The following is a 16,378-nucleotide window of genomic DNA, read 5'->3' as shown; positions in this document are numbered from 1 at the left end:
CTCCACTGTTTCTCTCCTTGTCTGCGAGGCCATCGATGGAGCGACACAACAACACCACAAACGGGAACACGGCCGTGAGATCCCGACCGAAACGAGCGCTCATCACCGGGATCACCGGGCAAGATGGGTCTTACCTCGCGGAATTGCTGCTGCGCAAAGGATATGAAGTCCACGGCCTTATTCGGCGTGCGTCGACGTTCAACACGGTGCGGATCGATCATCTCTACGTTGATCCGCACGACCCCGGCGCACGACTGTTCCTGCACTACGGCGATCTCAGCGACGGTACCCGTTTGGTCACCTTGCTGGGAGCCATCGAACCCGACGAGGTGTACAACCTTGCGGCACAGTCGCACGTGCGGGTGAGCTTCGACGAACCGGTGCACACCGGCTATACCACCGGTATGGGCTCCATGCGATTGCTCGAAGCGGTTCGGCTGTCCCGGGTCCACTGCCGCTACTACCAAGCGTCCTCATCAGAGATGTTCGGTGCATCCCCCCCGCCCCAGAACGAACTGACGCCGTTCTATCCGCGATCCCCTTACGGCGCGGCCAAGGTGTACTCCTACTGGGTGACCCGCAACTATCGCGAAGCGTACGGCTTGTTCGCCGTGAACGGCATCCTCTTCAATCACGAATCGCCGCGGCGCGGTGAGACGTTCGTGACCCGCAAACTCACCCGCGCTGCGGCACGCATCCGAGCCGGAATCGAGTCCGAGGTCTATATGGGCAATCTCAGTGCGGTTCGCGACTGGGGGTACGCGCCGGAATACGTCGAAGGGATGTGGCGGATGCTGCAAGCTTCTGACCCGGACGACTTCGTTCTGGCCACCGGCCGCGGCTACACCGTGCAAGAGTTTGCCCAGGCCGCATTCGACCACGCCGGGCTGGACTGGCAGAAGCATGTCAAATTCGACGAACGGTATCTGCGGCCCACCGAGGTGGACGCACTCATCGGCGACGCCGCCAAGGCTGCGGAGGTGCTCGGTTGGAAGGCCGTTACCCACACGGCAGGACTGGCGCAGCTCATGGTGGACGCGGATATCGCCGCCTTGGAGTGCGAAGGCAAGCCCTGGATCGACGTGCCGACACCGGCCGGCCTGCCATGAGCGCCGGGGTCTTCGCCGGCACGCTCGACCGTGCCGCACCGGTGTACATCGCCGGACACCGTGGCCTGGTCGGGTCGGCTCTGGAACGCAAGTTCCAGGCAGAGGGATTCACGAATCTTGTTGTGCGGGACCGCGACGAACTCGATTTGACGGACCGAGCGGCGACATTCGACTTCCTTATCACGACCAGACCCGCCGTCGTCATCGACGCGGCGGCAAAGGTCGGAGGGATCATGGCCAACAGCAGCCAACCCGCTGAGTTTCTGTCCGAGAACCTCCAGATCCAGGCCAACCTGCTCGACGCAGCCCTGGCCGCCCGGGTGCCGCGGCTGTTGTTTCTCGGCTCGTCGTGCATCTATCCGAAACTCAGCCCGCAGCCCATCACCGAAAGCGCGCTGCTCACAGGGCCGCTGGAGCCGACGAATGAGGCCTACGCGATCGCCAAGATCGCCGGTCTGCTTCAGGTGCAGGCGGTCAGACGTCAATACGGACACTCGTGGATCTCTGCGATGCCCACCAATCTCTACGGACCGGGTGACAATTTCTCACCGTCAGGCTCGCATCTGCTGCCTGCCCTGATCCGTAGGTACGAAGAAGCCAGGGCCAGTGGCGCCCCTCGGGTGGTGAACTGGGGCAGCGGAAAACCAAGACGAGAACTTTTGCACGTCGACGACCTGGCGCGCGCATGCCTGTACCTCCTGGAACATTTCGACGGTCCGACTCACGTCAACGTGGGCACCGGAGTCGACCACACCATCCGTGACATCGCCGACATGGTGGCCGGTGCTGTCGGCTACACCGGCGAAACCGGTTGGGATACCACGAAGCCGGACGGCACACCGCGCAAACTCCTGGACGTCTCGGTGTTACGGGGCATGGGATGGCAGCCTCAAATCCCGCTGCACGACGGCATTGAGGCGACGGTGGCGTGGTATCGCGCGAACGCCGGCGCGGCGAGGACCTGACCGTGCGCATCAGCATCGTCGGCATCAACTATGCGCCGGAGCGATCCGGCATCGCGCCGTACACCACCGCGATGGCTGTCGGTCTGGCGGCTCGCGGGCATGATGTCGAGGTTCTCACCGGGCTTCCGCATTATCCGGAGTGGCGCGTCGATCCGGCCTACCGCGGCTCGTCGGGAAGGACGCGTGCGATCGACGGCGTCGCCGTGCGGCGCTTCGCGCACTACGTACCCGCCGACCCCACGACCCGCAACCGGGTGGTCTTCGAGACGACCTTCGGTGCGCGCGCGGTGTCTGCGCGCTGGAACAGGCCTCAGTTGGTCCTCACCGTGAGTCCAGCCCTGCTGGCCAGCGCAATGGTCATCACCCGCGCCAGGACGGCCGGCATTCCGGTGGGCATCATTGTTCAGGACCTGTACGGCAAGGGTGTTGCCGAAACCACGGACATGCCTGCCATGATGGCCGGAACGGCAGCCCGGTTCGAGGGGGCGGTCATCAACCGTGCGACGGGCACCGCCGTGATCCACGACCGCTTTGCGCAGGCCGCAGTCAGCATGGGGGTGGACCCGAAGCGAATCGCCGTCATCCGAAACTGGGTTCATGTCGAGCCGCCGAGCACCGCCGACACCGCGGCGATACGCATCAAGAACGGCTGGCTACCGCGAGAACGCATCGTTCTGCACAGCGGCAACATGGGCGCGAAGCAGGGCCTGGAAAGCGTCGTGGCGGCGGCTCGGCTCGCCGACGAACAGCGGGTCGATATCCGCTTCGTGCTGCTGGGGGACGGCAATCAGCGCAGACTGCTACAGCAGTCGGCCGACGGTGTACAGCGGATCGAATTCAAGGCGCCGCTGGCGGACGAGGACTATCGTCAGGCGCTCGCATGCGCAGACGTTCTACTGGTCAACGAACGCCCGGGTGTGGGTGAGATGGCGGTGCCGAGCAAGCTGACTTCATATTTTTCGGCCGGTCGCCCGGTGCTGGCTGCCACAGACGCCAATGGAGTGACCGCTGCCGAGATTCGGGACGCCGGCGCCGGTGTCGTGGTCCCCGCCGGAGATCCGGCCGCGCTGCTCGGTGCGGCGGTGCGGTTGGCTGACGACCACGAAGCCGGCAAGCGACTGGGCACCTCCGGCCGGCGCTATGCCTGCCGGCTGCTGGGCGCCGAACGGGCGCTGAACGAATACGACGGCTGGTGCCGCCGACTCGTCGAGAGCGATCCGAACTCCAGGCACTGAATCGGCCAGCACCACAACCGTTCTCTTCGCCCGCGCTACTCCCCGCGGAATCTTTCGTCATCGAAGGGTGTCGCCGCCGTGTAGTTCTCGGCGCGATCCCAGGCCGCCGACTTCTCGATCTGCCGGATCAGGCGCGCCGGAACTCCGCCGTACAGGCCGGCAACCGGCATGGTCTCGCCTTTCTTGGCCCTCCGAAGCACCGAACCCGCTGCGAGCACCGACCGCTCGGGCAGGTGCGAGTCCTTGAGCAGGATGCAGCCGGTTGAAGTGATCGCTTTGCTACCCAGGATCACCCGGCCGGGTTCCGTCTTGTTCGCCACCAGATCGAGTTCATGGCTCTGAATGATGCTCTTCAGACCGCCCACCGCCGCAGCCGGTTCCAGGATGACCTGTCCGGAGCAGTCGATGTAGTGGCGGTTGGTGATGAACCCGGATTCCCCGATCAGCAACTTGCCCACCAGGGGGCTGTATCGCTGATAGTCGGCGGCCGCGGTGAACTGGTTGAAATTGCCGATGTACCCCTTCGGGCCGACCTCGACGCTGGATAGCGATTTGAAGATGTTGAAGATCCCGAACGAGACTCCGTCGGCGAGGGCGAACGGACCGCAATTGAGCACGAGAGTGGGCGCGAGAACGACATCGCGTCCGATGTCGTTGCCCAACAACCGCAATGCCCACTGTTTGACGCCACAGTTCGGCAACAACCAGGCGACCAACGACAACCACTTGTTCGGACGACGACCTGACACTTCGCCCCCCAATCCCGTCGATTCGATGTGACGACGGTATCGGCGCCAGGATGCACACGGGTTAAATCCGCGAGAAAATCTCCAACATCGCCAACCCCGCCGAACGGGCTGGTTGAGAGGCCGAAGGCGTATAAGCTCAACACCGTGAGTCGGATGATCGGCGCCCGGCGGGCGAATGTCATCGACAGGGCGTACCGAGGCCGGTGAGATGCCGCCGGTACGTCTGCTTCAAGTAGCAGGCACGCTCAACCCCACCTACGGGGGCCCGTGCGTCGTGGTCAATCAGCTCACGCGAAGCCTGACCGAGTTGGGGCACTGCGTCGACGTGGTCACCACGGATCCCCCGTCAGCGCCGTGGCTCGCCGACCTGCCCGGCGCTCCGCGCCCCTTCGGTCCGGCACGCGGAAGATACGGCTACTCAAGGCAGTTGGCACTGTGGCTGCAACGGCATGTCGCCGACTACGACGCTGTGACCGTCCACGGCATCTGGCAATACCAGAGCCGAGCTGTGCACGCGGCGTGTCGCGGAACCGGGGTGCCGTATTTCCTTTTCGTCCACGGCGCGCTGGATCCGTGGTTCGAGCAGCGCTATCCCGGCAAACACCTCAAAAAATCGCTCTACTGGCGCCTGTTCGAGCATCAAACACTCCGCGATGCCCGCGCCGTGCTCTACACCTGCGAGGAGGAACGGCGGCTGGCCCGGACCGCGTTCACGCCCTACCAGGCGCGGGAAGCCCTCGTCGGTATCGGGATCGAACGGCCGCCCGGCGATCCGGCGCATCAGCGCGAGGCTTTCCTGGCGCAGAACCCACACCTCGACGGCGGTCGCACCCTGCTCTTCCTCGGCAGGCTGCATCCCAAGAAGGGATGCGACCTGTTGATCGAGGCGTTCGCCCAGGTATGCCAGCACGATGAGCGGCTCCACCTGGTGGTGGCAGGACCTGACGAATCGGGAACGGAGGCCAAACTGCGGATGCTCGCCGAATCGCTGCGGATAGCCGACCGCATCACTTTTCTCGGGATGCTGAACGACGACGCCAAGTGGGGCGCATACCGATCAGCTGACGCGTTTGTGCTGACATCGCATTCCGAGAACTTCGGGATTGTGATCGCCGAGGCGCTGTCGTGCGGTCTGCCCGTCCTCATCAGCGACAAGGTGAACATCTGGCGCGAGATCCAGCGTTGCGGCGCAGGCCTTGTCGAGGCCGACACCCTCGCCGGCGCCACCTCGCTGCTGCAGCGCTGGATGGCACTGCCGGACGCCGACCGTGCAGAAATGCGCCGGCGCGCGCAGGCCTGTTTCCTGGACAACTTCGAAGCGCGGGGTGCTGCACTCGGTTTCATCACATCGATTGCCGAGGCGATCGGAGAGGCAGGCGCTGCATGAGACGCTCGGCGAAACTCCTCGCCATCCTGCGGGTGGCGACGTATCGCACCGCCCTGCTGCGGCATCGGGTCGCCGCGGCCGTCGAGCACCGCGAAGGACTCGCGGGGCTGACGTTGCGCACCGTCGTCGACGTCGGCGCGAACCGTGGCCAGTTCGCACTCTTCGCCCGGCATGCCTTCCCCGCCGCGCGGATCGTCTCGCTGGAACCGCTCGCAGCGCCCGCGGCGCGGTTTCAGCGAGTCTTCGCCGACGAGCCACGCGTCACGCTGCACCACGCCGCGTTGGCCCCGGCGACCGGTGAGTCGACCATGCACGTCTCCGGACACGATGATTCGTCGTCGTTGCTGCCCATCACCGCCACCCAGCGGCAGCTCTTTCATGGCACCGGCGAGGTGAGCACCGAGACGGTCCGGATCGGCCCGCTGTCCGAATTTCTCGACGGCGGTTCCATCGACGAGCCGGCGTTGCTGAAGCTCGACGTTCAAGGCTACGAATTGGAGGCGTTGCGCGGCTGCGGCGAACTGCTCGACCGTTTCGCCTACGTCTGTGCGGAGGGCTCGTTCATCGAGCTGTACGAGGGGCAGGTGCTGGCCGACGAGCTCACTGGGTGGCTGCGCGAACGCGGCTTTGAGCTGGTCCGTAGCTATGGCGCCGTCAGCGATGAGGACGGTCGGCCAATCCAAACCGATATGCTGTTCAAGCGCGGCGCGGCGAGCTGATGCCGCGGCTCACCGGCCCCGCGCGCTCTGCGCCCAGATTTCGGTGAATCCCACCTGCGAGTCGGTCAAGCCGTGATCGGCGTAGGCCTCGAATGTCGCGAACGGTCCCGCCCAGTCCCCGATGCGGGGGTCGCGCACCCTCTGGTGTCGGCCGTCCGGCAGCTCGATGTCCGCCCGGTCGCCGTCGATGTCGATCCGTGCCTCATAGACCCGGGTGCCGTCCTGGTCGAGCGGCTCGCGAAAGCAGCCCGATCGCAGCGTCTGCAGTCCATTCGGTGTGGCACCCACCGGAGGCCAGACGCCGAAGCTCCACCTGTCGGGAGTAATGACCAGATGCACGGGCAGCGGCCAGGCCAGTGCCGTCTGGGAGACCAGCAGCGCCATCGCCCCCGGTGTCCCGCACCGGGCGGTGAACGTCCAGCGAGCGCCGATGGTCGTGATCGGTGCCCCCAGGTCCGCCGTTGTGTAGTAGCCGGCCGCCCGACAGCCGACGGTAGGCGCGTTCGTCAGTCTTCCGCCGACGACGCTCAGGTGCGTGGTGGGATCGTCGGGCGGGTCAGCTGTCGACAAGGCGGCGCCAGGACCGAAACGTGCCGGCGCCGGACCGTCCGCAAGTCCGCGGAAATCCAGCCGGGCCTGGGTCCGATGGCGGGACACAGGAATATGATCGCGCGGTGGTGACCGTTTCGCCAGGGAACCGCGCCTCTCGACTGGCGCCCTACGTTGCTTCCGGCGCGGCGGTCGGTGTTGCGGTCCGCGAAGTGTCCGCGTCGATGTGGCCGCTGCTGCCGCAGCGATGGGTCGCGATGCTGCTGTTCACCGCGGCAGCATCGTTCGCTCTGGGTTGGATGCTCGCCGTTCGGGCACAACCTCGCCTGCTGGCGACCGTGTGGGGCGGATCGGGGGCACTCTGCAGTATCAGCGTGATCACGACGCTGACGATCGGCACTGCTCCGATCTGGGGCTTGCCCTGCCTGGCGTTGATCCCGGTGAGCGCCGCTGCCGGCGTCGTGGTGGGGGCGTTCGTGAGCATCAGACATCGTCGACGGCCCCGGACGACAGACGAGCATTTCGGATGAATGCGCTGCCGCTCATGTGCGTCGGCGGCGCCGGCGCAGCAGTCTTGTTGTCGTTGTTCTATTTCCGGCGACCGTCGATGCGGCTGGTGATCGCCGGGAATTGTGGCGCCTGCGCGTTGGTGGCCGCCTTGACGGTCTATCCGCACTACTACCCCGTGTTGACGCCGGTGGCCGCCGGATTCCTCTCCACGGCGGCCCCTTTGACGTCGGTTTTCCAGCCCTGGCCGGCCATTGAAACCATGTCTGAGGCAATACGGTTCGCCGTCCGAGTTGGCCGGCTACTGGCGCTGAATCTGCTCTATGGCACAGCTTTCGCGATCGTCGGGTTTTTGAGCGTATTTCTCGTCGCTACGCCCGCACTGCGTTGACGGCGCCGCAAGACTCTTCCCCTCGTCGTTGTTTTCGCAGTCTCACGGCGCCATCTCGTGAGAAACTGGATGCTGGCAAATCCGGCTACATTCGGATGCCTGGCACAACCGGGGGCGCGGCGCCGACGATGAGATCAAAAACGATGGGCTCAAGGAACACACCGCTCATGATGCGGATGATCGTGGCGATCATCGTGACGGTGCTGGCGGCGTTGCTGTTGTATTTCGTTTTTCTGCACGGCTAGCGGGCCGATTCACGGCGAGGTGCAGCGCATGGGTCCTCACGCGAGATTGGGCCGCCGGGCACGTGTCTTGTCTGCTGTGATCGACCAAGCATTCTCCAGTGCCAGCAACGGGATCTTCACATTCGCCGTCGCTGTGGTATCTACGACGGAATCGTTCGGCGGGATCGTCCTGATGATCGCGGCTATCATCGCCATACTGGTGGCTCAGCGCGGCGCGCTGGGAACGCCGCTGTTGCTGAAATCCGATCAGACCACCGAGCGAATACGCCGGGAGGGGTCGTTCGCGTTGTCGGCCGGCTTGGCGATCGGTTGTGCAGCGCTCGGCGTGATGGTGGTCTTCGGACGCACCCTCGGCCTTCCCGCGGTCCTCCTGGCAGTCGCAACGCCAATCCTGTTGTGCCAAGACGTGTTAAGGTACGTCACCATCGCTGAAGGCCGACCCCACGTTGCGGCACTGTGGGACGGTGTCTGGTTCATCGGAACCGTGTTACTTCTCATCTCAGCCTGGCTGCGGGTCTCGACCGTGCCCGGCTTGGTCGGCGGATGGGCGGGCCTCGGCCTTATCGCCTTCGCCGGTATGGCAGCCAACCTTCGGGTGCTGCCTCGGATCGACGGCTTCTGGCGGTGGGCCAGAGCCGGTTGGCAACACCGCATCAGGTATGCCGCCGATGCTGGGCTCGAACAGACCACCGCCTTCCTCGTTCTTTCCATGGCGGCGGTTCTGGTGAGCCCCGGAGCCACGGCGGCGCTTCGTGGTGCAACGGTCCTGTTGTCGCCCATTGCGATATTGGCGTCGGCCCTGCAGCTAGTCGTGATCTCCGAAAGCACCCGCGCCTCCGCGCCGCCGCGGACCGTCTGGTTTGCCTCCTTGCGATTGTTGGCCGGCATTGCGGTGTTGGCGGTGCTGGCCGGCGTGGTGCTGTGTTCGTTGCCAGGCAGCGTAGGTTCGTATCTGTTGGGGCAGTCGTTCGAACCGGCCCAGCGGGTGCTTCCCATCGTGGTGATCGAGTATTGCGCAACTGCTGTTGCGTTCGCGGTGAGTGTCTTTCTCCGAACGTTCAACCGAAGCTCGGCAATCATGCGGTTCAAGATGGGGTACATGACCGCAACGCTGGTGGCCGCCGGTGGCGGCGCATTGTTGTTCCGCAGCGCAAGCGGCGTCGCTGTCGGCCTGGCTGTAGGAACTATTCTGGTGTCCTCGCTAGGGCTGGCATATTTCGCGCCGTGGGAAGCATATGAGCGGACGGCGTCAGTGGACGTCGCGGCGGCAGACCTTAATGAGTAGTCCACCGATCTGGCCGACATCCTGTCCACTCGAGGCCGTTGCGCGGGCGCTTGCACGACCCGCGCGACGAGGCGGTGGAGCTCTCACCGGCAAGCGCCCTTTCGTATCAGCACCGTCTAGAACGCGGCGGAATCCCGTGCTAGCCTAAGTGAAAGCTAGACGGCATCCTCTACCCGAGGAACGGCATTTATGGGCATTGTTCCGTATGAAAAACAGACTGTCGACAACCCGAACCCGATTGCGCGGTTCGCCCATCGCACACGCCTCAAGAAGTCGAAACGCCTCGTCCTGCCGTTCTTGGGCGAATCCGCTGTCCTACTGGACTACGGCTGCGGCCAAGGTTGGTTTCTGTCTGATATGGCTTCCGCTATCGATGGGCAAAAGCGCGGAGTAGCACTTCTGGGATACGACCCGTACATGAGCGCCCAGTACGATGATTACCGCGTGGTCTCGGATCCGACTGCGATTGCGGCACAGTCGGTCACGATTCTCACGTGCTTGGAAGTCTGTGAGCATCTTACGGATTCGGAGACACAGGAGTTCATAGCGTTCGCGCGTCGGGTACTGGTGCCGCGCGGCATTCTCCTAGTGTCCGTTCCAATAATGACGGGGCCTGCTGTGCTGCTTAAGGAGCTGAGCCGAAGCATTCTCTTCCGTCGCCGCTCGGATATGACCGCGGCGGAGTTGTTCAAAGCGGGGTTCCTTGGTATCCCAGCCCGACGTGCCGACGATGTCAAGACGTCTCACCGCGGATTCGACTGGCGCGTAACGCAACGAACTCTGCAGGCCCACTTCCGCAGCTTGGGTATCCAGTATTCGCCTTTACCGTTCAAAGGTTCCTACGGGCAGAGCCAAGTCTTGATGACATTCGAGAATCGCTGATTGCCCCCACGCCCGATCGCAGTGCGTAGTCACCGCCCCACTATAAACGGCCGGTCAGCTACCGCCTTCTCCGGTTTTTCGCGTCAAGGCTAACTTTCGCCCTACCGCCCCCTCGGGAGAGGCTTCATTGCCGACTAAGGCGGCTATCGTTCTTGCGTCCTGGCCGGAACCCTAAGCCGTGTTGGTCGAATCGCTACTGCCGCATGCGGAATGGAGCCGATCGAGAACGAACAGGCTTGGGTTTCCCTGCATCGTCCGCGCCGGAAGGACGTTGAGGATATTAGCCAGTATCGATGGAGCCACATCCAGGACATCGACCTTCCTGCGCGACGGATCCGGCGAGATGCCAGCGCCATAGGCGAGCAGGATGCCCTCCGGGATGTGATACGCGGTGTTGCCTCCGCCAAGTCTTTGGCGGACAGCCAACCCAAGGTCTGCCGGCGTCCCGGTCGCTTCACTGCAAGCGCCCAGCGGGCGATAACGCAACCGGGTGTCTCGACCCGATTCCACGCCGAAATTGACCAGAAACGTTACGCTTTTCCCCTCCCACCGACACGGGAATGCGGCGGAGTCGAACAGTGACTGACCGTCGGTTGTCATGACCGACTGCAGCGGCGCTATCGCCTCTCGCGCTGCTGCCTTGTCGGCGAAGACCAGTGATATGCCGGGGTACATCGCCGAGCCCAACTCGGCCGATTTCAAACCGAGTCGCGATAGCAGCTGCGAGGGGTTCTCGAGAACAAACAGGTCCCGGTCGGTGAATCCCGTCGGTATCGGGCCCTGGCCCATGCTCGCCGCAATCACCAACACCGATGCCGGATTGTCGGCCAGGTGCTTTCGGATGCGACCCAACTGCCGATCGGTGTAATCCATCGCGGTCATGATGAAGCCGCCGTACACCTCATCGGCCACGTATTCGTAGGCGTAGTCCGACATGGCGTCACCCCAGTAGCGGTGCATCATTCCGGCCACGTGGTTGGTGAAGAAGATGCTGAGCCGCGGCCGGCATGTCTGGTGCAGACGCCAGTACAAGTCGAAGGTGGGCAGAGCCTGGAGGGCCGATCGTGAGGCCTTGTAGCGGCTATCACGCTTCTCATTGGCGAGGTGGGCCACGAGCGTATAGGCCGACCGCGGTGTGAGTCCGCGTCGAACAAGGTCAATCCCCTCAGCAAGTAGTGCCGTCGGTTTCAGTGGCATGTCCGATGAGAAACCCTGCTCGCAGGTCATCGCCAAGTTGAATCGTTGAAATTTCTCCAATGCCGGGGGATAAGTCTTGCTGTCTTGACTGAAGGTGTCGGGGATGTAGAAACCACCACTTCGGAACTGCCGCGCCGGCCAACTCTGCATCGGTCCGAAGATTCCCACGCGCAGCCCTGCTCGGTCTGCGACGTCCCAGATCGGGTCACCGCGAAACGTGGCAGGGTCTTGGCCCAGGTCGAACGAGTTGTGGTCATACGTCGACGTGTGCAAGGTGGGCCAGGTCCGCCACGGAGTCAGGTGTACTGCATCGTCGTGATAGGTGGTCATGGATTCGCCTCCGCGGACCAACGCGGCCAGGTGAGAATTGGGGCGCCGCTCGATGTAGTAGTCGACTACCCGCCACGGAACCTCATTGAGCTCGTAGAGGATGACATCCCTCCCCAGCTCCCCGAGCGATTCCTTCGCGTTGGTCATCATGGCTCCCTCCGCAGGCCAGGATCAGATCTGGGGTTTCACGGAAAACGCTGCGCTAGGCCGCTGCGGCGCAATCGCGGTGGGTGCGACCGCACCCGGGCCGCCTGAGCCGTTCTGCCGGAAATGCGTGGCGCATTCGCCGTTGCTCCGCCACCACTCCTGCCCGGCCGCGGGCAAGCTGTCGATCGGGTCGTAGTACGGGTAGACCTGATTGAAGGCATCGACATCGATGGCATCCAGACCGGTGCGGTAGTTCTTGCTCCAGTACGAGATGCCCAGCGTCCGGTCGTATTCCACCACCTGGTGGACCCACCGTTTGCCGACGTAGGGCACATCGCATACCAGCCGCGGCGTCGCGAAGCCCGGCAGATAACCCATGATCGCCGACTGCAGTTGTTGCGCATCTCCCAGTGCGATCCGCCAGTGTTCGGCGTTGGGGATCATGTCGCACATGTAGAAGTAGTACGGCAGGATGTTCGCTTCGCCCTGCAGCGCAAAGCACAGGTCCAGCAGGTCGTCGGCGGTGGTGTTCACCCCGCGCAACAACACTCCCTGGTTGCGCACGTCTCGCAGCCCGGCGTCGAGCAGTGCTCGCGTCGCTTCCGCGACCAGCGGCGTCACCGACTGCACATGGTTGATGTGGGTGTGCATCGCCAGGTTGACTCCGCGGTCGGCCGCAACGCGCGCCGTGCGGGCGACTCCTTCGAGCACCTTGGCCTGCAGCCAGTGCTGCGGCAGCCCGGCCAGCGCTTTGGTCGCCAGCCGGATGTCACGGATAGTGTCGATGTCGAGCAACTGCATGAGAAACGATTCCAGCCGGGGCCAGGGAATGTTCGCGACGTCCCCGCCGGACACCACCACGTCCCGGACGGTCGGTGTCGCGCGCAAGTAGTCCAACATCCGGCCTTGCCGGTCATCAGGGCGCAGGCCCAGCCTGGCTTTGCTGACCGTCGGCGTGGAGTTGCCGACCAGATCCATCCGCGTGCAGTGCCCGCAGTATTGCGTACAGGTTGCCACCAGTTCCGCGAGTACCTTGGTCGGATAGCGATGAGTCAAGCCCTCCACTACCCACATCTCGCTCTCGTGCAACGAGTCTCGTTGGGCGTAGGGATGCGATCCCCACTCCACGTCACGATCGCTGAACAGCGGCAACATGTAACGCCGAATCGGATCGGCGTAGAACGCATCGGTGAGCCCGCCGCCTTCGGGCACGCAGTGCGGGGCAATGGTGTTCAGCATCTGCGGCGGCAGCAGCATCGACATGGTGGCGCGCCGCTGCTGATCGGCGGCCAGGTCGGCATAGAAGCATTCCTCGAGCAGGTCACCCGTCACCATACGCAGCTCTTTGATGTTCTTCACCGAGTGCGCCCGTTGCCACTGCGCATCGCGCCACTGCGCCTCGGTGACTTTCGCCCAGCCGGGGAAACGGCACCAATCCGGCTCGGACAAGCGTTTGCGCACATAGTTATACGGCTGATCGGTGGCGGGCATGAATTCGGCAGGAACCGATTCTTCGAGCGCGGTCATCGGGCCACGACCTCTGGCGGCGCGGTCGACGGTTCGGCCGCGTGAATCAGTTCGGCGGCCACCCGCCGCCCCGACCTGATGGCCCCCTCCATCAGACCGAAGAACTCCAAGCTGGTTTCGGTTCCCGCCCAGTGGACTCGGCCATGCGGTGTGGTCAGGGCCGGGCCGAGGCGCAGCCAGTCGCCGAGACCGAAAAGGGCGGCATATCCTCCCTTGCTGTACTTCTCGGCCGGCCAGTCGGTGACGGTGCATCGAGTCGGCGCCGGCAGCTGTGGAAAAAGACGGTGCACGTGCGCGACTGCAGCGTCACGTTGCTTGGCTGACGACAATTCGCCGAACAACGAGGTCGCGGCGCCGGTCACAAAGCCGGTGAGCACCCCGGCGGAGTCGTCTGGCGGGGAATCGTCGACGGTCGACAGCAGCGGCCCATTGGTACTCAGCGACCATCCGGACAATCCGTGCTTGCGCCATAGCGGAGCCGGAAAAGTCAGGTGCACCTTCGTCGCGCAACCGGGGCGGGTCGCCTCCGTCGCGCGCGGCGTCCGCAGGGCCGGCCGGAACTCGATGCGTTGCGCCAACAGTGGCGGGACTGCGACCACCACCCGATCAGCTCGATAATCCTGTCGGGCGCGGTCAGCCGCCGAAACGCACCGCACCACGGCACCGTCGGCATTTTGGCTGATCGCATACACCGGATGCTCCAGTAGTACTCGGTGACCGAGCCGCTGGCTGAGCGCCGCGCACAGCCGATGAGCGCCGCCGTCGATCCGCCATTGCTGGGCGCCGCCCTCGAAGGCGTTGAGATAGCGGATTCCACCGCCGGAACGCAAGTAGAAGGCCATGTGTAATGCGGAGATCACGGATGGGTCAGCCGCCATCATCTCGCCGATGAACAGTGGAAAGAAGGTGCGCGCATCCGGATGCACACCCTGATCGTCCATCCAGTCACCGGCAGTGATCTGGTCGAGGTATTCGGCTCGTGGGCTCCGCCATGGCGCCTCGGCGTCGATTTGGCCGACGAGTTCCTCGAGCCGGTCGAACAACTTGCCGAGCGCGACGCCGCGCAGCGGGGGCATCCGATTCGCAGAGGTCGTGCGGTTGTCGAACATCAGGAAGGTGCTGTCTCCGGCCATCCCGGTGGGGACCAGACCGAGTCGGTGTTTGCGCAGCAGCGCAAGCAGTTCGGTGTGCCGAACACCCAGGTACGCGGCGCCAGCATCGGCGACGACGGTGTCGGCCACCGGAACTCCGTGTGTCCGGCCGCCTACCCGATCACGCGCCTCCAAAACGGTGACCTCCGCCCCGGCCGCGACCAGTTCGACCGCTGCGGTCAGCCCGGCCAGACCGGCGCCCACCACGACAACCCGCGAAGCTGCCCCGTTCATCGCGTCGCCCCTGCGACTTTCGCAAAAAGTCCGTCCGCGCAGGGATCATCGACGAAGTCCTCAAACATCAGTTCTGTCCCGAATTCCCGGGCGATCGCGCTGAGCACCCGGGTGGCCAGCAGTGAATCGCCCCCGAGTTCAAAGAAGTCGGAATCGGTATCCACTTCCGCGGTATCGAGAATGCGGCGGAAGACCTGGACGATGAAATCAGCGCTCATCGACGTACTCCTCTACTTTGGGTATCGGTTGCAGCCTGTCGTGTCGCTGCCCGATCGATCTTTCCGCTGCTCGTATAGGACAGGGCAGCAACGAATTGCACTCGACTTGGTACGAATTGCGCGGGCAGGCGCTCACGCAGATGTCGCTTCAACTCGGCCGACGTAGTATCGGATGCCGCGACCACGTACGCACACAACGTCATGTGCCCGAGCCTCCGCTCTCCGACCACGACCGCACCCGTGACCGCAGGATGGGTTTGTAGTTGCGCTTCCACCTCAGCCGGATGGACCCGCACGCCAAGCACTTTCACCTGGTCGTCGATGCGCCCCCGCGGATACAGCAAGCCGGCATCGCGGCGAACGACTATGTCACCGGTGTGAAACCATCGGGTCGGCCCGAAGCCGTAGTCAGCAACCGGAAAGCCGATCGCGGTGAGCTCCGGCAAGCCGAGATATCCGGTGGCCAGGTTGGGTCCCGCCACCAGCAACTCACCCTCGTCACTGACGTGATCGCGCACATGCGCCAAGGGACGCCCCAGCGGTACCTCGCCCTCGTGATCCGCGACACCCCGTTCGGTGCCCGGGCCACTCAGCCGGACCGCGTGCGTCACCATCGTCGTCTCGGTGCACCCGTAAGTGTTGAGCAGCATCACCTGTCCCTTGTCGAGATTCCGCCACTGCCGCAGCCGGGTTGGATCGACCCGCTCGCCACCGATCACCACAAGCCGGACACAGTCGGGCAAGGTCTCGCGTTCCTCGTGCAAGAAGAGCACCAGTTCGTGCCAGAACGCCGTCGGCAAATCGAGGACCGTGATGCCGCGCGCCGCCACCATGCGGACGAAACGCGGGAATGAGCCCGAGTGTGCCGCGTCGTCGAAAACGACTGCGGCGCCGGCGGTCAGTGCCGGCAACATCTCTTCCAGGCAGGTGTCCCAGCCCAGCGAGGCGAATTGGAGCACCCGGTCGTTGGGGGTGAGCGCGAATAACCGCCGCAGCATGCGCACCGTGACTGCCAGTGCGTGCTGGGAGATCACCACCGGTTTCGGCGCCCCGGTAGAGCCCGAGGTGCACAGTATGTATGCAGGATGGTCCTGCTCCCACGAAAGGTCCCCCCGGGCGACCGGGGTCTCGTCAAGGTCTTGGAGCCGCAGGTTGGTCACCCCGCAGTGTTCGGGGGCCAGCGTCACGAGACGGTCGACCCCGAGTGCCGCGGCGAGCGCCATCTTCCGCCCGGCGGGCAGAGCCGCGTCGATCGGGCAGTAGGTTTCGCCGGACTGCAGCATCGCGAGCAGGTGCTCCGCCACGGTGGGTGTCGGCGAGACCAGCGCGCCGATCAGAGCGTCCGGCCGTTCCGCGGCGGATCGACGCCGCCGGTAGCGCGACGCGGTACGGCAGACCCGTGCCGCAAGTTCTCGATAGGTGATAGCCCTCCCGTTGTGCACGATGGCCGGGAGGTCAGCCGCATGTCGCGCCGCGGCGGCGAAGTCGGCCATCACCTCGCCGACCCCGGCGGTGTCCGCGAAGGCGATGTCGGCGTCGGAGAAGATGGTG

General features: G+C 64.4%; 16 protein-coding genes. 9 read left to right on the top strand and 7 right to left on the bottom strand.

What is annotated here, in order from left to right:
• Positions 1–35 precede the first annotated feature (35 nt).
• Genes gmd through AC5Y31_RS16285 form a run of 3 tightly spaced genes read left to right on the top strand, consistent with a single transcriptional unit; the run spans position 36 to position 3,309 of the window.
• A complete protein-coding gene (gene gmd / locus AC5Y31_RS16295; protein ID WP_499981573.1) occupies positions 36–1,109 on the top strand; it encodes a GDP-mannose 4,6-dehydratase in 1,074 nt (357 codons plus the stop codon).
• Positions 1,106–2,074, top strand: a complete 969-nt coding sequence (locus tag AC5Y31_RS16290; RefSeq protein ID WP_499981572.1) for a GDP-L-fucose synthase family protein — start codon at positions 1,106–1,108, stop codon at positions 2,072–2,074. Before gmd ends, AC5Y31_RS16290 begins: the two co-directional genes overlap by 4 nt.
• Positions 2,038–3,309 (top strand): glycosyltransferase, encoded by a 1,272-nt coding sequence (locus AC5Y31_RS16285; RefSeq protein ID WP_499981571.1) that lies wholly within the window; start codon positions 2,038–2,040, stop codon positions 3,307–3,309. The genes AC5Y31_RS16290 and AC5Y31_RS16285 overlap by 37 nt, the downstream gene beginning before the upstream one ends.
• A gap of 35 nt (positions 3,310–3,344) precedes the next feature.
• Here AC5Y31_RS16285 and AC5Y31_RS16280 read toward each other — a convergent pair whose 3' ends face one another.
• Complete coding sequence (locus tag AC5Y31_RS16280) at positions 3,345–4,058, bottom strand: acyltransferase (protein WP_499981569.1); 714 nt, start codon at positions 4,056–4,058, stop codon at positions 3,345–3,347.
• Positions 4,059–4,233: 175 nt separating this feature from the next.
• Here AC5Y31_RS16280 and AC5Y31_RS16275 point away from each other — a divergent pair, with 175 nt between their 5' ends.
• Together AC5Y31_RS16275 and AC5Y31_RS16270 are read left to right on the top strand one after the other, a co-directional pair.
• Positions 4,234–5,445: a glycosyltransferase gene (locus AC5Y31_RS16275; RefSeq protein WP_499981568.1), complete on the top strand. Its 1,212-nt coding sequence runs from the start codon at positions 4,234–4,236 to the stop codon at positions 5,443–5,445.
• On the top strand, positions 5,442–6,164 hold the full coding sequence (locus tag AC5Y31_RS16270) for an FkbM family methyltransferase (protein ID WP_499981567.1): 723 nt from the start codon (positions 5,442–5,444) through the stop codon (positions 6,162–6,164). The genes AC5Y31_RS16275 and AC5Y31_RS16270 overlap by 4 nt, the downstream gene beginning before the upstream one ends.
• Before the next feature lie 9 nt (positions 6,165–6,173).
• On the opposite strand, the gene AC5Y31_RS16265 is transcribed toward AC5Y31_RS16270, so the two are convergent.
• A complete protein-coding gene (locus AC5Y31_RS16265; RefSeq protein ID WP_499981565.1) occupies positions 6,174–6,821 on the bottom strand; it encodes a hypothetical protein in 648 nt (215 codons plus the stop codon).
• A gap of 20 nt (positions 6,822–6,841) precedes the next feature.
• Between AC5Y31_RS16265 and AC5Y31_RS16260 the strand changes: the two genes are divergently transcribed.
• The 4 genes from AC5Y31_RS16260 to AC5Y31_RS16245 all read left to right on the top strand — a co-directional run bounded on the left by AC5Y31_RS16260 (position 6,842) and on the right by AC5Y31_RS16245 (position 10,023).
• The gene (locus tag AC5Y31_RS16260; protein ID WP_499981563.1) at positions 6,842–7,243 is read left to right on the top strand and encodes a hypothetical protein; all 402 of its coding nucleotides are present in this window, start codon (positions 6,842–6,844) and stop codon (positions 7,241–7,243) included.
• On the top strand, positions 7,240–7,611 hold the full coding sequence (locus AC5Y31_RS16255) for a hypothetical protein (RefSeq protein ID WP_499981559.1): 372 nt from the start codon (positions 7,240–7,242) through the stop codon (positions 7,609–7,611). Before AC5Y31_RS16260 ends, AC5Y31_RS16255 begins: the two co-directional genes overlap by 4 nt.
• A 321-nt stretch (positions 7,612–7,932) precedes the next feature.
• On the top strand, positions 7,933–9,141 hold the full coding sequence (locus tag AC5Y31_RS16250) for an MATE family efflux transporter (RefSeq protein WP_499981557.1): 1,209 nt from the start codon (positions 7,933–7,935) through the stop codon (positions 9,139–9,141).
• A gap of 189 nt (positions 9,142–9,330) precedes the next feature.
• Positions 9,331–10,023, top strand: coding sequence for a class I SAM-dependent methyltransferase (locus AC5Y31_RS16245; protein WP_499981555.1), 693 nt, complete (start codon positions 9,331–9,333; stop codon positions 10,021–10,023).
• Between the two features lie 171 nt (positions 10,024–10,194).
• Here the strand turns inward: AC5Y31_RS16245 and AC5Y31_RS16240 are convergent, their stop codons facing one another.
• From AC5Y31_RS16240 to AC5Y31_RS16220, 5 genes are read right to left on the bottom strand one after another with little or no spacing between them, the layout of a single operon-like run.
• Entirely contained in the window at positions 10,195–11,700 is a 1,506-nt protein-coding gene (locus tag AC5Y31_RS16240; RefSeq protein ID WP_499981553.1) for a hypothetical protein, read from the bottom strand.
• Between the two features lie 21 nt (positions 11,701–11,721).
• Positions 11,722–13,224 (bottom strand): KamA family radical SAM protein, encoded by a 1,503-nt coding sequence (locus AC5Y31_RS16235; protein WP_499981551.1) that lies wholly within the window; start codon positions 13,222–13,224, stop codon positions 11,722–11,724.
• A complete protein-coding gene (locus tag AC5Y31_RS16230) occupies positions 13,221–14,609 on the bottom strand; it encodes a flavin monoamine oxidase family protein (RefSeq protein WP_499981549.1) in 1,389 nt (462 codons plus the stop codon). Before AC5Y31_RS16230 ends, AC5Y31_RS16235 begins: the two co-directional genes overlap by 4 nt.
• Positions 14,606–14,827, bottom strand: coding sequence for an acyl carrier protein (locus AC5Y31_RS16225; RefSeq protein WP_499981547.1), 222 nt, complete (start codon positions 14,825–14,827; stop codon positions 14,606–14,608). The genes AC5Y31_RS16230 and AC5Y31_RS16225 overlap by 4 nt, the downstream gene beginning before the upstream one ends.
• Positions 14,824–16,320, bottom strand: a complete 1,497-nt coding sequence (locus AC5Y31_RS16220; protein ID WP_499981546.1) for an AMP-binding protein — start codon at positions 16,318–16,320, stop codon at positions 14,824–14,826. The genes AC5Y31_RS16225 and AC5Y31_RS16220 overlap by 4 nt, the downstream gene beginning before the upstream one ends.
• Between the last annotated feature and the right edge of the window lie 58 nt (positions 16,321–16,378).

The sequence above is a fragment of the Mycobacterium sp. NGS18 genome (assembly GCF_059813185.1).
The sequence above is the reverse complement of the archived record's forward strand: the minus strand, read 5'-3'. Positions and strand labels throughout refer to the sequence as shown.

Bases quoted from the DNA above. Each gene is read 5' to 3' on its own strand.
- AC5Y31_RS16230 (WP_499981549.1), bottom strand. From the start codon at position 14,609: ATGAACGGGGCAGCTTCGCGGGTTGTCGTGGTGGGCGCCGGTCTGGCC.
- AC5Y31_RS16240 (WP_499981553.1), bottom strand. From the start codon at position 11,700: ATGATGACCAACGCGAAGGAATCGCTCGGGGAGCTGGGGAGGGATGTC.
- AC5Y31_RS16245 (WP_499981555.1), top strand. From the start codon at position 9,331: ATGGGCATTGTTCCGTATGAAAAACAGACTGTCGACAACCCGAACCCG.
- AC5Y31_RS16220 (WP_499981546.1), bottom strand. From the start codon at position 16,320: ATGGCCGACTTCGCCGCCGCGGCGCGACATGCGGCTGACCTCCCGGCC.
- gmd (WP_499981573.1), top strand. From the start codon at position 36: ATGGAGCGACACAACAACACCACAAACGGGAACACGGCCGTGAGATCC.
- AC5Y31_RS16225 (WP_499981547.1), bottom strand. From the start codon at position 14,827: ATGAGCGCTGATTTCATCGTCCAGGTCTTCCGCCGCATTCTCGATACC.
- AC5Y31_RS16290 (WP_499981572.1), top strand. From the start codon at position 1,106: ATGAGCGCCGGGGTCTTCGCCGGCACGCTCGACCGTGCCGCACCGGTG.
- AC5Y31_RS16275 (WP_499981568.1), top strand. From the start codon at position 4,234: ATGTCATCGACAGGGCGTACCGAGGCCGGTGAGATGCCGCCGGTACGT.
- AC5Y31_RS16255 (WP_499981559.1), top strand. From the start codon at position 7,240: ATGAATGCGCTGCCGCTCATGTGCGTCGGCGGCGCCGGCGCAGCAGTC.
- AC5Y31_RS16235 (WP_499981551.1), bottom strand. From the start codon at position 13,224: ATGACCGCGCTCGAAGAATCGGTTCCTGCCGAATTCATGCCCGCCACC.
- AC5Y31_RS16270 (WP_499981567.1), top strand. From the start codon at position 5,442: ATGAGACGCTCGGCGAAACTCCTCGCCATCCTGCGGGTGGCGACGTAT.